We start from the raw sequence: 15,756 nt of genomic DNA on the forward strand, positions 1-15,756 counted from the left end.
TGCCGTGCCGCTGGTCGACCCAGGCCGCGGTCGGCGAGAATGCGCTACCGCTGGCGTTTGGCCGGCACCTGCCCAAGACCAGCCCATGCGCGATACCGCCTTTGTCTCTCCCGATCAGATCCGCAGCTGGTTCGCCCAGGCGATGTCGGACATGTATCGCACCGAGGTGCCGTTGTATGGCGACCTGATGTCGCTGGTGGCGCAGGTCAACGCGCAGACGCTGCAAGCCAATCCGGCGCTGGCGCAGCGGCTGCAGCGCAACGACGAGCGCGCGCGGCTGGATCTGGAACGGCACGGCGCCATCCGCGTCGGCACGGCGGCCGAACTGGCGACCTTGCGTCGGTTGTTCGCAGTGATGGGCATGCAGCCAGTGGGCTATTACGACCTGTCGGTGGCCGGCGTGCCGGTGCATTCCACCGCATTCCGCCCGATCGACGAGGCGGCGCTGTCGGCAAATCCGTTTCGCGTGTTCACCTCGCTGCTGCGGCTGGAACTGATCGAAGACGCCGCCCTGCGCGCACAGGCCGAGCAGATCCTGCAGCAGCGCCAGATCTTTACCGCTGGTGCCTTGCAGTTGATCGAGCGCTACGAACAGCAGGGCGGGCTGGATGCCGATCAGGCACGGCAGTTCGTGGCCCAAGCGCTGGAAACCTTCCGCTGGCATGGCGATGCCACGGTGTCGTTGCCGACCTATCGCGCGCTGAGCCAGGCGCATAAGTTGATTGCCGATGTGGTGAGCTTCCACGGCCCGCACATCAATCACCTCACGCCACGCACGCTGGATATCGATGCCGCGCAGGAACAGATGCAGCGCGCCGGTATCGATGCCAAGGCGGTGATCGAGGGGCCGCCGCGTCGGCGCGTACCGATCCTGTTGCGGCAGACCAGTTTCAAGGCGCTGGAAGAGCCGGTGCGTTTTGTCGGCGATGGCGGGCAAGCGGAACACGGCACGCATACCGCACGCTTCGGCGAGATCGAGCAGCGCGGCCTTGCCCTCACGCCAAAGGGTCGCGCGCTGTACGACGCGCTGCTGGCGCAGGCGCGCGATGCCGATGGCGCCGGCAGCACCGGAACCGATTACGCCACCCGGCTGCAGACCGCCTTCGTGGCCTTCCCCGACGACGAGGCGTTGCTGCGGCAGGAAGGGCTGGGCTATTTCCGCTATGCGCTCACCGATGCCGGCCGCGCCGACCCCGCGCAGGTGGCCGCCATGCCGGCAGAAACCGCGATCGCGCTCGGCCTGGTCAGTGCCGACCCGATCATTTACGAAGATTTTTTGCCGGTCAGCGCGGCCGGCATCTTCCAATCCAACCTCGGTGGTGCCGAGCAACGCGCCTATGCCGCCCATTCGAGCAAGCGCAGTTTCGAGCAGGCGCTCGGTGCGCAGGTGCACGACGAATTCGCGCTGTATGCGCAGCTGGAGCGGGAGTCCTTGCAGGGGTTGCTTGCGTAGCATCGCGGCATGCCGCATGCCGCATGCGTCGGCGGTATCAAGCCGGGCTCAGCGCATGCGTCCGTGCTTGCTTTGCGCAGGTGTCCTCGCCCCACGGCATGGGTCCACACGCAGACGAGCGCCTGCGTGTTTCCGGTTGCTTCGCACCGAGGCTTCGCTGCCGGGCCGGGTGGGTCAGTCGAGGCGAAACCTCAATGCGCCGGGGTGGCCGGGCGACGCGCTGCCGCGCGTTCTGCACGGCGTGCGCGCGCACGGGCGCGACGCGCCTTCCAGCGCTCGCTCAGGCACGAGAAGATCACGTACAGCGCCGGGGTGCTGAGCAGGGTCAGGCTCTGCGAGAACACCAGCCCGCCGATCATCGCGATGCCCAGCGGACGACGCAGCTCCGAGCCTTCACCCAGGCCCACCGCCAGCGGCACGGCGGCCAGGATCGCCACCATCGTGGTCATCATGATCGGGCGGAAGCGCACGATCGAGGCCTCGCGTGCGGCTGCGCGCGCATCCATGCCGTGCACGCGCTGCGCCACCAGCGCGAAGTCGATCATCATGATGGCGTTCTTCTTGACGATGCCGATCAGCAGCACCAGCGCAATCATCGAGATGACCGACAATTCGGTGTTGGTGATGAACAACGCCAGCAGCGCGCCCACGCCGGCGGCCGGCAAGGTGGACAGGATGGTCACCGGATGGATCAGGCTCTCGTAGAGCATGCCCAGCACGATGTAGACCGTGAGGACCGCGGCCAGCAGCAGGATGCCCATCGAATTGGGACTGAGCTGCACGTTGAAGCTGTCGTCGCCACTGAGGCGGATGCCGTCGGGCATGCGCAGGCCCTCCACGGTGGATTTGATGATCAGATCCGCCTCGCCCGTGCTGACGCCCGGCGCCAGGTTGTAGCTCAGATCCATCGTGGTGTACTGGTTTTCGTGGATGATCTGCGGCGGCGCCAGGCCCGGTACCTGGGTGGCGACCGCGGTGATCGGCACCATCTGGCCGGCACGGTTGGGCACGAAGATCTGATCCAGCGCCTTGGGGGTGGCCGTCTGCGACGGCAATGCATTGACCACCACGCTGTACTGATTGAGGTCGGAATAGATGGTGGAAATGGAGCGCTGGCCGAACGCGCCATACAGCGCACCATCGATGGCGCCCACCGAGATGCCCAGGCGCGCCGCCTTGGCACGGTCGATCACGATATTCTGGCGCAGGCCGGCGGTATCCACGTCGGTACCGACATCGCGCAGGTGCGGGTTCTTTTTCAGCGCGGCCTGCAGTTTGGGAAGCCATTCCTGCAGCTGCGCCAGGTCGTTGCCCTGCAGCGACACGCGGTATTGCGCGCCCTGGCTGGTGCCACCGCCGCCGTCGCTGGGCAGGTCCTGGATCGCACGCAGGCGCAGGTCCAGGTCCGGGTAACGGTCGGCCTTGGCGCTCAGGCGCGCGACCACTTCGGCGGTGGTGTCGCGACGGCCTTCATCGCGCTTTTTGAGCTCGATATTGAACGATGCGCTGGAGCCCTGACGGCCGGAGCCCAGGCGTGCGCCGACGGTTTTCACCGCCGGGTCTGCCATCAGCATGTCGGTGATGCGGCGCTGGCGGCTGACCATATCGGCGAAGGACACCGTGGCGCTGGAATTGGCGCGGCCCCAGATCAGGCCGGTGTCTTGCGCGGGAAACGAGCCCTTCTTGACCGCACTGCCCAGGAAGAGGGTGGCGGCAATCAGCAACAACGGCGTCAACGACAGCAGGAGTGCATGGCGCAGCGAGAAATCCAGCGCCACCGTGTACACGCGCAGCATGCGTTCGTGCATGCGGTCCAGCCAGGCGCCGAAACGGCCGGGTTTTTCAGGCTCGGTGTGCGGCGACAGGAAACGGCTGCACAGCGCCGGCGTCAAGGTCAGCGACACCAGCATCGACACCACGATCGCCGCCACCAACGTCACGGTGAACTCGCGGAAGAACGCACCGATCATGCCGCTGGCGAACAGCATCGGGATGAACACCGCCACCAGCGAGGCGGTGATCGACACGATGGTGAACCCGATCTCGCGCGCACCGGCCAACGCCGCGTCCAGGCGCGACATGCCTTCGTCCAGATGCCGCATGACGTTTTCGATCACCACGATCGCATCGTCGACGACAAAGCCAATCGCAATGACCAACGCCAGCAGGCTGAGGTTATTCAAGGTGAAGCCGAGCACGTACATCACCAGCGCCGAGCCGGCCAGCGACAGCGGCACGGTGACTGCGGCGATTAGGGTGGGCGCCAGCCGGCGCAGGAACAGCGCCATGGTCAGGATCACCATCGCCAGGCTGATCATCAGCGTGGCCTGCACCTCGTGCAGCGAGGCGCGAATGGTGGGCGTGCGGTCGAAATAGGGCGTGAGCGTGGTGCCGGGCTGCAGATAGCTGCGCAGTTCGGGAATCTGCGCCTTCACCTGGTCGACGGTTTCGACGATGTTGGCGCCGGCGCGGGTGAAGGCGTACATCACCACCGCCGGTTTGCCGTCGAACCAGGCGGCTTGATAGGCGTCCTGCTGGCCGTCGTAAACGGTGGCCACATCGCCCAGCCGCACGATGCGTCCGTTGGACTGGGTGGAGATGGCCAGCTGCGCAAAATCGGCGGCCTTGGACACCGAATCGTTGGAGATGATGGCCATGGTGGTGTTGCCGTCGGACAGGAATCCGGTCGGCGAGGTCACATTGGCCGCGCGCACCGCATTGCGCAGATCGTCCGGTGTCAGGCCCAGCGCATTGAGTGCGCGCAGGTCCACGTCCACGCGGACTGCCGGGGTGGACGCACCGGCGATGTCCACCGAGCTGATGCCGGTGATCTGGCGCAGCCGCTGCGCCAGCAGCGAATCGGCCACGTTGTAGAGCTCATCGGCCGATTGCGTCTCCGAGGTCAACGCGATGGCGATCACCGGGTCGTCGTTCGGGTTGGCCTTGGAGTACATCGGCGTCCCGAGCCCGGAAGGCAGGTCCGATTGCGATGCGTTGATGGCGGTCTGGATGTCCTGCGCGGCCGAATCGATGTTGCGGCTGCTCTGGAACACCAGCACAACCAGGCTGCTGCTCTCCGAACTGGACGAGCGCATGCGGTCGATCCCGGGCAATTGGCCCAGGTGACGTTCCAGCGGCGCGGTGACGGTGGAGGCCATGGTGCTGGCGTCGGCACCGGATTGGGTGGCGTGCACGAAGATGATCGGAATCTGGATGTTCGGCAGCGCCGCCACGCCCAGCCGCAGATAGCACATCAATCCGATCACGAACAAACCGATCGCCAGCAGCGAGGTGCCGATCGGGCGCTTGATGAAGGGCGCGGAGATGTTCATCGGGTGACTGCCGGGAATCGGGATTCGGGATTCGGGAATCGGTAAAGGCAACAGCCAGCGCGGCCTCCACGCGTGCGTGTGCGCAGGCGATGCGGTGGGCAGGCAGAGCGATCAGCGAAGACGTCAGCAGTCGTCATGCCGATCGCTCCGAGGTAGATGCCGGGGTTGCGCCGTCATGGCGCGCTGCGCGGCGCGCGCGCCAGGCGCGCAGCCGCTCGCCGGCGCGTTCCATGTACAGGTAGATCACCGGGGTGGTGTACAGCGTGACCAGCTGCGACAGCAGCAGCCCGCCGACGATCGCGATGCCCAGCGGGCGGCGCAGTTCCGAGCCGATGCCGGTGCCCAGCGCCAGCGGCAACGCGCCCAGCATGGCGGCAGCGGTGGTCATCATGATCGGGCGGAAGCGCAGCAGGCAGGCGCGCCGGATCGCATCGTGCGCGCTCGCCCCTTCGCGGCGTGCGTCGATGGCGAAGTCGATCATCATGATGGCGTTCTTCTTGACGATGCCGATCAGCAGCACGATGCCGACGATACCGTCCACCGACAGGCTCAGCCCGCACAGCATCAGCGCCAGCAACGCACCGACACCGGCCGGCGGCAGCGTGGAGATGATGGTCAACGGGTGGATGTAGCTTTCGTACAACACGCCCAGCACGATGTAGATCACCACGATCGAGGCCAGCAGCAGCCACACGATATCGGTCTGGCTGCCGGTGAATTCGGCGGCCTTGCCGACGAACTGCGCATGCACCTGGGTCGGAATCTTGAGTTCTTCGCGCGCCTTCTCGATTGCCGCCACCGCCTGCGACAACGAATGCCCCGGCGCCAGGTTGAACGAGATGGTGACGGCCGGCAGCTGCTGCTGGTGGCTCACCACCAACGGTGTATTGGTGACCTTGGCTTCGGCCAGCGCGGCCAGCGGAATGATGCTGCCGGCACCGACCACGATGCCGGTGTTCTGCGCGCCCACGCCGGTGGCGGTGGACGAGTTGGACGAGGTGACCTGGCCGAAGCTGGTGGCGTTGGTGCCGGTGAGCGCGCCGCTGCCGTTGCTGGCCACGGCCAGCTGGTTCATCAGGGCGGTGCTGGTGCGGAATTCCGGCGCCACTTCCAGCACGACGCGGTACTGGTTGAGCTCGGTGAAGATGGTGGAGATCTGGCGCTGGCCGAAGGAGTCGTACAGCGTGTCGTCGATGGTCTGCATCGGCACGCCGAGCATGCTGGCCTTGTCGCGGTCGATGCTCAGTTCCAGCGCACGTCCCTGGTTGGCCAGGTTGTTGTCCACATCCGCCAGCTCGGGCAGCTTGCGCATTGCCTCGGTCATGCGCCCGGCCCAGGTGGCCAGCTCGCTGCTGTCCACGTCCGAGATCGAATACTGGTATTCGGTCGCGGCCACGCGCGTGTCCAGGGTGACGTCCTGCACCGGCTTGAGGAACAAGGCCACGCCCGGAATGCCGGCCACGGCGTTCTGCAGCCGCGGCAGTACCTCGTCCAGGCCTTCGCGGTCGCCGCGCGTCTTCAGCACGATCGACAGCTGGCCCTGGTTGAGCGTGGGGTTCATGGTGCCGGCGCCGATGAAGGCTGCCACGCCGGTCACCGCCGGGTCCTTGCGCAACGCGGCGGCCACCGCCTGGGTGCGTTGCTCCATCTGCGGGAACGCCACGTTCTGGTCGGCCTGCACCACCCCGGTGATCAGGCCAGTGTCCTGCTCGGGCAGCAAGCCCTTGGGAATGGCCACATACAGCACCACCGTCAACGCCACCGCAGCGATCGCCACGCCCAGGGTCAGCGGTTGATGGGCAAGCACCCAGTCCAGGCTGCGCTCATAGGCGCCCACGGTGCGCGTCCACAGGTTGGTCTTGCCGGCGGCGGTTGCGCGCTCGTGCGCGTCTTCGCCTTCGGGCAAGGCATCGGGCTTGAGCAGGTAGGCGCACATCATCGGCGTCAGCGTCAGCGACACCAGCATCGAGATGACCACCGCGATCGACAGCACCCAGGCAAACTCGTGGAATAACCGCCCGGTGACGCCCGGCATCAGCAGCAGCGGCAGGAACACCGCCACCAGCGACACGGTCAGCGACAACACGGTGAAGCCGATCTGTTTGGCGCCGATTTCGGCCGCTTCCGGCCCGCTCTTGCCCTGTTCGATGTAGCGCACGATGTTCTCGATCATCACGATCGCATCGTCGACCACGAACCCGGTGGCCACCACCAGCGCCATCAACGAGAGGTTGTCCAGCGACATGCCGGCGAAGGCCATCACCCCGAAGGTGCCGGCCAGCGACAACGGCACCGCCACCGAGGGAATGATGGTGGCCCACAACCGGCGCAGGAACACGAAGATCACCGCCACCACCAGGGCGATGGTCAGCACCAGGGTGAACTTCACCTCATGCACCGAGGCGCGGATGGTTTCGGTGCGGTCGGAGAACACCTCCAGATGCACATCGGCCGGCAACACCGACCGCAGTTGCGGCAGGATGTTGCGGATCTGCTCCACCGTCTGCACGATGTTGGCGCCGGGCTGGCGGCGGATCTCCAGCAGCACCGCCTGTTTGCCGTCGGCCCAGGCGGCCAGCTGATCATTCTCCACCCCATCGACCACGTTGGCCACGTCGGCAAGCCGCACCGGGCGGCCGTCCTTGTAGCTGATGATGGTCTCGCGGTACTGCGCCGCGTCGGTGAGCTGGTCGTTGGTGCCGATGCTGTAGGACTGGGTCTTGCCGTTGAGCGAGCCCTTGGGCGCACTGACGTTGGTCTGGGTCAGCGCGCTGCGCAGCGACTCCATGGTCAGGCCCATGTTCGACAGCTGCGCCGGGTTGACCTGGATGCGCACGGCAGGGCGCACGTTGCCGGCGATCGACACCAGGCCCACGCCGGGCACCTGCGACAGGCGCTGGGCCAGGATCGCATCCGCATAACGGTTGACCTCGCGCAGCGGCAGCGAATCGGAGGTGAGCTTGAGCGTGAGAATGGCCGCATCGGCCGGATTGACCCGGTTATAGACCGGCTGGTACGGCAGCGAGGAGGGCAGGGTGGCCTGACGGATCGCCGCCTGTACGTCCTGCGAGGCGATATCGATATCGCGCTCCATCGAGAACTGCAGAATGATCGTGGACAGGCCCGCCGACGAATCGGAGGTCATCATCTGCAGGCCGGAAATCTGCCCGAACTGGCGCTCCAGCGGCGTGGTCACCAGCGAGGCCATGGTGGTCGCATTGGCGCCGGGGTACTGGGTGGTGACGACCAGGCTGGGCGCGTCGATTTCCGGCAATGCCGAGACCGGCAATTGACGGTAGCCCAGGATGCCCAGCAGCAGGACGCCGGCCATCAACAACGAAGTGGCGATCGGGCGGCGGATGAAAATGGTCGAAAAGCCCACGGGGGGTGTCCTTGCTGAAGACGTCAAGCGAAGCCGGCGCATGCAGCGCCGGCGCACATCGGCGACGGAGGTTCCGCCGCCGGTGGTCGAGGATTAGCGCGGACCGCCGCCACGACGGCCGCCTGGGCCACCACCACGGCTCTGTTTGTCCTTCGCGGCCTTGAGTTCGGCCTCGGTCGGTTCCGGCGGCGTCTCGCCCGGCTTGAGCGCGCTGACCTTGCTGCCCGGTTTCAGGCGGAACTGGCCTTCGGTCACCACGCGCTCGCCGGGCTTGAGGCCCTTGGTGATCTGCACATGGCTGTCGTCCACCTCCACGCCCTGCACCACGGTGCGCATCTGTGCGGTGTTGTCGCTGCCCACCACGTACACGTAATCGCCGTCGGGGCCGCGCTGCACCGACTGGGACGGCACTACGGTGCCGCCGGCGATGGTGCGCAGCTGCAGGCGCACATTGACGAACTGGCCCGGCCACAGCGCGTTGTCGGTGTTGTTGAAGATCGCGCGTGCGCCGAAGGTGCCGCTGTCGGCGGAGATGCGGTTGTCGATCACATCCAGCTTGCCGTCGCTGCTGATCACATGCGCATCGCCACGATCCAATGCCGCCACGGCCAGTGGCGCCGCCGTCTGACCGGTACGCACTGCCTGCAACTCACGCTCGGGCAGGTTGAAAGACACGTAGATCGGGCGGATCTGGGTCAGGGTGACGATCGTGGAGCTGCTGGTGACGATGTTGCCCACGTCCACGCCACGGATGCCAGCGATGCCGTCGATCGGCGCAGTGACGCGAGTGAACTGCAATTGCACCTGCGCCGAGCGCATCTGCGCATCGTTGGCCGCAACCGCGGCCTCGTATTGGGCAACCTGGTTGCGTTGGGTATCCAGGTCCGTGCGCGAGACGTACTGCTTGTAGGCCGGGTCGTTGGAACGCTGGTAATTCACCCGCGAGGTCGCCAGCAGCGCCTGGTTCTGGCGTTTGGCCGCCAGCGCCTGGTCGTAGCTGGCCTGCAGCGTGCGCGGATCGAGCTGCGCGAGCAGATCGCCTTTCTTCACTTCCTGGCCTTCCTTGAAGTTCAGGCTCATCAGCTGGCCGCCCACCTGCGGGCTGACGGTGACCGTATTGAGCGCGGTGACCGTACCCAGCGCGCTGGCATAGACCGGAACATCCTGCGTGGTGGCCGCCACCACCGTCACCGGTACCGGGCCGCTGTTGTCCGGGTCATTGCCGTCCGGTGCGCCCGCGCGCTTGCCGTGATTGCCCCCACCCATCATCCGCATTGCGACGAACACCACGACAAGCACCGCGACAACCAGCAGTGTGATCTTCCAAAAACGCGACATGCGACAACTCCTGAGGGCGGGCCGGGCGCGTGGATGCGACCGTGGGGGCGGCGGTGCAAAGCATATCGTTGCGCTCTGCCAATTGAGCGTTACTGAAGTAACGGCTCGGCTGGCGAAATGACCGCAACGGTCACAGGTGCACTGCAGCGGCAACGCGCCACGGCTGCCGCGGTTGACCGCCGGGCTGAATCGGGCCCCACTGCAGCCCATCCGGCGCGCGCCTGCACTACATTAAGCAACCATCTATCGAGGATTACCGATGCGCCCCTCCCGCCTGCTGACCAGTGCGCTGCTGCTCGCCCTGCCCACGCTCGCCACCGCGCAGACCGCGCAGCGGCCCGAAGTTCAGGCCGCTGCCGCCCCGCTGCAGGCCAAGCTGGTGCAATGGCGCCGCGACTTCCACCAGCATCCGGAGTTGTCCAACCGCGAGGAGCGCACTGCCGCCGCCGTGGCCGCGCAGCTGCGCAAGCTGGGCCTCAAGCCGCGCACCGGCATCGCCCATCACGGCGTGGTGGCCATCATCAAGGGCGGCAAGCCGGGGCCGAAGATCGCGCTGCGTGCCGACATGGACGCGCTGCCGGTGAAAGAACAGACCGGGCTGCCGTTCGCTTCCAAGGCCACCGCCGAATACCGCGGCGAGCAGGTCGGGGTGATGCACGCCTGCGGCCACGATGCGCATACCGCGATCTTGCTCGGCGTGGCCGAAGCGCTGGTGGGCATGCGCGAGCAGTTGCCCGGCGAAGTGATGCTGATCTTCCAGCCCTCCGAAGAAGGCGCGCCCGGCAACGAAGAGGGCGGCGCCTCGCTGATGCTCAAGGAAGGCCTGTTCGCCGATTTCAAGCCGCAGGCGGTGTTCGGCCTGCATGTGTTCTCCAGCGTGCAGGCCGGCAAGATCGCGGTGCGCAGCGGCCCGCTGATGGCGGCCTCGGACCGCTTCGCGATCAAGATGATCGGCCGCCAGACCCACGGCTCGGCGCCGTGGAACGGCATCGACCCGATCGTGGCCAGCGCCGACATGATCGGCGCCGCGCAGACGGTGATCAGCCGCCGCGCCAACCTCTCCAAGCAGCCGGCGGTGCTCAGCTTCGGCGCGATCAAGGGCGGCATCCGCTACAACATCATCCCCGACGATGTGGAAATGGTGGGCACCATCCGCACCTTCGACGAGGGCATGCGGCAGCAGATCTTTGCCGATCTCAAGAACGTGGCCGAACACACCGCCGCCGCGCACGGGGCCAAGGTCCAGGCGCAGGTGCCGGATCAGCCAGGCAACCCGGCTACCGTCAACGACCCTGCATTGACTGCGAAGATGCTGCCCAGCCTGCAGGCCGTGGTGGGTGCCGACAATGTGTACGAGCCGCCGTTGCAGATGGGCGCGGAAGATTTCTCGTTCTACGCCCAGCAGGTGCCGTCGATGTTCTTCTTCGTCGGCTCCACCGCCAAGGGTATCGATCCGGCCACCGCACCCAGCAACCATTCGCCGCAGTTCCTGCTGGACGAGTCGTCGCTGGATGTGGGCTTGCGCGCGCTGTTGCAGGTGTCGCTGGATTATCTGCAGCAGGGGTGAATCGGGAATCGGGAATGGGGAATGGGGAATCGGGAATGGGGAATGGGGAATGGGGAATGGGGAATGGGGAATGGGGAATCGTCTGCGGCTGGGCGATTCTCGCTTCCGGCGGCGGTGCGGGGTGATTGGGCACGAGCGATGCTCTGCGAGTGCTCCATTGGCCCGTGATACGCCTCGCCATACACCTCACGGCCAGCCCGTGCGGCCTAAAATGGCGGCATGAATACCCCAGAAGATTCCACCCTCGGTCGTGAGGTCGCCTATCCGAGCGGCTACGACCCGTCGTTGCTGTTTCCGATTCCGCGTGCGGCCGGGCGCCAGGCCATCGGGCTGACCGGTGAGCTGCCGTTTATCGGCCGCGATCGCTGGCATGCCTACGAACTCAGCTGGCTCGATGCACAAGGCAAGCCCTGCGTGGCCACCGCCACCTTGCATGTGCCCTGCGATTCGCCTTCGCTGATCGAATCCAAGTCGCTCAAGCTGTATCTCAACTCGCTCAACGCCACCCGCTTCAACAGCGCCGAAGCGGTACGCACGCGCATTGCCACCGACCTGTCCACGCGCGCTGGTGCCGATGTGGCGGTGGAGTTCGGCCTACCGCCGATCGACGCGGTGGGCGAGGGCGAATCGATCGATGCGCTGGATGTCAGCATCGACGATTACGGGCCGCCGAACGCGGCCTATCTCTGCGCACGCGCGCAGCCAGCGGTGGAAGAAGTGCTGACCTCGGCCTTGCTCAAATCCAATTGCCCGGTGACTGGTCAGCCGGATTGGGCCAGCGTCACCTTGCATTACCGCGGCGCACCGATCGATCGCGAGGGATTGCTGCGTTATCTGGTGAGTTTCCGCGACCACGCCGAGTTTCATGAGCAATGCGTCGAGCGCATTTTCAACGACGTGCTGACCCAGTGCGCGCCGCAGTGGCTGGTGGTGGAAGCGCGCTACACACGTCGTGGCGGCCTGGACATCAACCCGCTGCGCAGTTCGGCCAGCGTGCCGACGCCGCTGTCGATCTTCCGCGACCTGCGCCAATAGATCGCGCTCATGCGGGATCGCGCGGGCTTCACGGCGGCGCGATCCACGCTTAACAGCGCCCCGCGCACCCTGCTGACACCGCGATGCACAGGGATTGCAGCAATGAGTGTCGACAAGAAAGCAGATTTCTCCAACGTCACCTCATCGGTCGATAGCACCGCTGAAGTGACGCCTGCGCCGGATTTTTCCAACGTGCGCACCAGTGTGCAAAGCACCGCGCAGCTTGTTGAAGAATCGGTCACCGTCCAGGCCGGCGACAGCCTCTCCAGTATTGCCAAGCGCCATCTGGGCGACGGCAATCTGTGGTCACGTATTTTCGAAGCCAATCGCGAAACGCTGCAGGATCCGGACAAGATCTTTCCCGGGCAGGTACTGCGCCTGCCTGCAAAGTCGTAATCGCAGGTCGGCGTCCAGTCTCGCTGGCGGCGGCACGATTCAACACACCTAGACACCCACTCGAGCACTGCGACTGCAGATGTTCTGCTACCGGAGAATCGATTTATGCGTATCACCTCTGTTTCGAGCAGCTTCGCCCTTGCCCTGGCCGGCGTTCTCGCAGTGTCCGGCTGCAGCAAGAAAGCCGACGACGACAGCGTTTCCAAGGACCCCACGTCCGGTGCCGCAACCGACGCGATGCCCGGCCCGGCTGCCACCCCGCCGGGGAGCGATCAGGCTGCCCAGGGTAGCGCCACCGGTGCGGCCAGCACCGATGGCGGTGCTGCGATGGGCAGCGCAGTGACGGTGTCCAGCGTGGCGGTCGGCACCCAGGCCGCGGCGGACAAGACGGTGACGCCGGCCACCAGTGTCGGCAGCAAGGACACCATCATCGTCTCGGTCAAGACCGACGGCAGCGCCAGCAACGTGGCCGTGTCGGCGAAGCTGACCTACCAGGATGGCCAGGTGGCCGGCGAACAGAATGCGACGTTGAATACCACCGGTGCGGAAACCACCAACCTGAGCTTCAGCAAGCCCGATGGCTGGCCGGCCGGCACCTACACCGCGCAGGTGATGGTGGACGGCAAGCCTGCAGGTAATCCGCAGACCATCACCGTCAAGTAAGGATGGGTGATGGAGTGGGATGTGCAGCCTTGGCCGCGCGTCGCCACTGCTTCAGTCAACGGGTGGCTCGACGTTGCACCAAGCCACCCAAGCAGGGCGCGACCGATGACGTCGCGCCTTTTTGTTGCATCGCATTTGTTACAGCTGCATCCATGTCGATTGCCCTGGTGACGGGACGAAGCATCCGCCTGTGGTCGCTTTACCCGGGCGCGGCTCAGACGCGACAATGCCGTGCTGATCCATCGCCGCATCCAACGCGCTGGTTAACCGGTGTGCATCAACGACCCCGTCGCGCGCACCACTGCCATCGTCCGTGAATGCCGGCGCTCCTCCCGACCGCAAGAGCCATCGCACCTCATGTCGAAGACACCGAAGATCCTGTACACGCTCACCGACGAAGCACCCTACCTGGCCACGCAGTCGCTGCTGCCGATCATCGATGCCTACACCGATACTGCCGGCATCGTGGTCGAAACGCGCGACATCTCGCTGGCCGGCCGCATTCTGGCGCTGTTTCCCGAGCATTTGAGCGACACGCAGAAGATCGCCGACGACCTGGCCGAACTGGGTGAGCTGGCCACCACGCCGGAAGCCAACATCATCAAGCTGCCCAACATCAGCGCCTCGGTGCCGCAGCTCAAGGCCGCGATCAAGGAACTGCAGGGCCAGGGCTATGCATTGCCGGCGTATCCGGATGAACCCAAGGATGCCGCGGAAAAAGACATCAAGGCGCGCTACGACAAGGTCAAGGGCAGCGCGGTGAATCCGGTGCTGCGCGAGGGCAATTCCGATCGTCGTGCACCGCTGTCGGTAAAAAACTATGCGCGCAAGCATCCGCACCGCATGGGCAAGTGGAGCCGCGATTCCAAGTCGCACGTGTCGCACATGGAGTCTGGCGATTTCTTCGGTAGCGAACAGTCCACCACGCTGGCCGAGGCCGGCACGCTGAAGATCGAGTTCGTGGGCAACGATGGCAGCAGCACCGTGCTGAAAGACAAGGTGGCGGTGAAGGCGGGCGAAATCGTCGACGCTGCCGTATTGAGCAAGCGTGCGCTGGCCAGCTTCATCGACGCGCAGATTGCCGATGCCAAGGCCCGCGACGTGCTGTTCTCGGTGCATCTGAAAGCCACCATGATGAAGGTCTCCGACCCGGTGCTGTTCGGCGTGGTGGTCGGCGAGTTCTACAAGGACACGCTGAGCAAGCATGCCGATGCGCTCAAGTCGGTCGGCTTCGATCCCAACAACGGCATCGGCGATCTGTACGCACGTATCACGTCGCTGCCGGAAGCGAAGCAAACCGAAATCAAGGCCGATATCCAGGCCGAATACGCGCAGCGCCCGGGCCTGGCGATGGTCAATTCGGACAAGGGCATCACCAACCTGCATGTGCCCAGCGACGTGATCGTCGATGCTTCCATGCCGGCGATGATTCGCGACTCCGGCCAGATGTGGAATGCCCAAGGCAAGTTGCAGGACACCAAGGCGGTGATTCCGGACCGCTGCTATGCCGGCGTATACCAGGCGGTGATCGACGACTGCAAGGTGCATGGTGCGTTCGATCCGGCCACGATGGGTTCGGTGCCCAATGTGGGGCTGATGGCGCAGAAGGCCGAAGAATACGGCTCGCACGACAAGACCTTCCAGATGGCCGCTGCCGGCACCGTCAAGGTCACCGATGGCAACGGCAAGACGGTGTTCGAGCACGCCGTGGAAGCCGGCGATCTGTGGCGCATGTGCCAGGTCAAGGACGCGCCGATCCAGGACTGGGTGAAGCTGGCCGTAGAGCGCGCCCGCCTGAGCGAGACGCCGGCCGTGTTCTGGCTGGACAAGGCGCGCGCACACGATGCGCAGGTGATCGCCAAGGTCGAGCAGTATCTGAAGGATCACGACACCAACGGCCTGGATATCCGCATCCTGCCGCCGGTGGAAGCGACCACGTTCTCGCTGGAGCGCATCCGCAAGGGCCAGGACACCATCTCGGTCACCGGCAATGTGCTGCGCGACTACCTCACCGACCTGTTCCCGATCATGGAGCTGGGCACCAGCGCCAAGATGCTCTCCATCGTGCCGCTGATGGCCGGTGGCGGCCTGTTCGAAACCGGTGCCGGTGGTTCGGCGCCCAAGCATGTGCAGCAGTTTGTCGAAGAGAACTGCCTGCGCTGGGATTCGCTGGGTGAATTCCTGGCCCTGGCCGCGTCGCTCGAGCATCTGGGCAACCGTTACGACAATCCGTCGGCCACGGTGCTGGCCAAGGCGCTGGATGTCGCCAATGGTCAGTTCCTGGACAACAACAAGTCGCCCGCGCGCAAGGTCGGCGAGCTCGACAACCGCGGCAGCCACTTCTATCTGGCCATGTACTGGGCGCAGGCCCTGGCCGCGCAGACCGAAGACATGGCATTGCAGGCCAAGTTCGCGCCGCTGGCCAAGGCCCTGACCGAGAACGAAGCCACCATCGTGGGCGAACTCAACGGCGCGCAGGGCAGGCCGGTGGAAATTGGCGGTTACTACCATCCCGACCTGGCCAAGGTTAGCGAGGCGATGCGGCCGAGCAAGACCTTCAACGACATCCTGGCCACGCTGAAAGCCTGAG

9 protein-coding genes are annotated in these 15,756 nt (G+C 65.5%); 6 read left to right on the forward strand and 3 right to left on the reverse strand.

Translation table 11 applies throughout. From position 1 onward, the window contains the following. Positions 1-85 precede the first annotated feature (85 nt). Positions 86-1,453: a 2-oxoadipate dioxygenase/decarboxylase HglS gene (gene hglS / locus AC1POX_RS03005; RefSeq protein WP_011348817.1), complete on the forward strand. Its 1,368-nt coding sequence runs from the start codon at positions 86-88 to the stop codon at positions 1,451-1,453. Between the two features lie 191 nt (positions 1,454-1,644). Here hglS and AC1POX_RS03010 read toward each other — a convergent pair whose 3' ends face one another. The 3 genes from AC1POX_RS03010 to AC1POX_RS03020 form a co-directional block, all read right to left on the reverse strand. Continuing rightward, positions 1,645-4,785: an efflux RND transporter permease subunit gene (locus tag AC1POX_RS03010; RefSeq protein ID WP_277573237.1), complete on the reverse strand. Its 3,141-nt coding sequence runs from the start codon at positions 4,783-4,785 to the stop codon at positions 1,645-1,647. 133 nt (positions 4,786-4,918) lie between these two features. Further along, complete coding sequence (locus AC1POX_RS03015; protein WP_014091248.1) at positions 4,919-8,167, reverse strand: efflux RND transporter permease subunit; 3,249 nt, start codon at positions 8,165-8,167, stop codon at positions 4,919-4,921. Positions 8,168-8,260: 93 nt separating this feature from the next. After that, the gene (locus AC1POX_RS03020; protein ID WP_372356726.1) at positions 8,261-9,505 is read right to left on the reverse strand and encodes an efflux RND transporter periplasmic adaptor subunit; all 1,245 of its coding nucleotides are present in this window, start codon (positions 9,503-9,505) and stop codon (positions 8,261-8,263) included. A gap of 259 nt (positions 9,506-9,764) precedes the next feature. On the opposite strand from AC1POX_RS03020, the gene AC1POX_RS03025 reads away from it, so the two are divergent. From AC1POX_RS03025 to AC1POX_RS03045, 5 genes are all read left to right on the forward strand, one after another. Continuing rightward, positions 9,765-11,072, forward strand: a complete 1,308-nt coding sequence (locus AC1POX_RS03025) for a M20 family metallopeptidase (protein WP_014091247.1) — start codon at positions 9,765-9,767, stop codon at positions 11,070-11,072. Positions 11,073-11,291: 219 nt separating this feature from the next. After that, the gene (gene queF / locus AC1POX_RS03030; RefSeq protein ID WP_011348812.1) at positions 11,292-12,107 is read left to right on the forward strand and encodes an NADPH-dependent 7-cyano-7-deazaguanine reductase QueF; all 816 of its coding nucleotides are present in this window, start codon (positions 11,292-11,294) and stop codon (positions 12,105-12,107) included. 102 nt (positions 12,108-12,209) lie between these two features. Next, positions 12,210-12,503 (forward strand): LysM peptidoglycan-binding domain-containing protein, encoded by a 294-nt coding sequence (locus AC1POX_RS03035; RefSeq protein ID WP_372357133.1) that lies wholly within the window; start codon positions 12,210-12,212, stop codon positions 12,501-12,503. 105 nt (positions 12,504-12,608) lie between these two features. Next, the gene (locus tag AC1POX_RS03040) at positions 12,609-13,166 is read left to right on the forward strand and encodes a RodZ family helix-turn-helix domain-containing protein (RefSeq protein WP_008577377.1); all 558 of its coding nucleotides are present in this window, start codon (positions 12,609-12,611) and stop codon (positions 13,164-13,166) included. 357 nt (positions 13,167-13,523) lie between these two features. Then, positions 13,524-15,755, forward strand: a complete 2,232-nt coding sequence (locus AC1POX_RS03045; protein ID WP_372356727.1) for an NADP-dependent isocitrate dehydrogenase — start codon at positions 13,524-13,526, stop codon at positions 15,753-15,755. Position 15,756 lies beyond the last annotated feature (1 nt).

It is taken from the genome of Xanthomonas sp. NCPPB 3442, from assembly GCF_056725145.1.

What these genes read in the sequence shown, in the direction of transcription:
- AC1POX_RS03035 (WP_372357133.1), top strand. Translation starts at nt 12,210, where the DNA reads ATGAGTGTCGACAAGAAAGCAGATTTCTCCAACGTCACCTCATCGGTC.
- AC1POX_RS03010 (WP_277573237.1), bottom strand. Translation starts at nt 4,785, where the DNA reads ATGAACATCTCCGCGCCCTTCATCAAGCGCCCGATCGGCACCTCGCTG.
- AC1POX_RS03025 (WP_014091247.1), top strand. Translation starts at nt 9,765, where the DNA reads ATGCGCCCCTCCCGCCTGCTGACCAGTGCGCTGCTGCTCGCCCTGCCC.
- AC1POX_RS03045 (WP_372356727.1), top strand. Translation starts at nt 13,524, where the DNA reads ATGTCGAAGACACCGAAGATCCTGTACACGCTCACCGACGAAGCACCC.
- AC1POX_RS03020 (WP_372356726.1), bottom strand. Translation starts at nt 9,505, where the DNA reads ATGTCGCGTTTTTGGAAGATCACACTGCTGGTTGTCGCGGTGCTTGTC.
- queF (WP_011348812.1), top strand. Translation starts at nt 11,292, where the DNA reads ATGAATACCCCAGAAGATTCCACCCTCGGTCGTGAGGTCGCCTATCCG.
- hglS (WP_011348817.1), top strand. Translation starts at nt 86, where the DNA reads ATGCGCGATACCGCCTTTGTCTCTCCCGATCAGATCCGCAGCTGGTTC.
- AC1POX_RS03040 (WP_008577377.1), top strand. Translation starts at nt 12,609, where the DNA reads ATGCGTATCACCTCTGTTTCGAGCAGCTTCGCCCTTGCCCTGGCCGGC.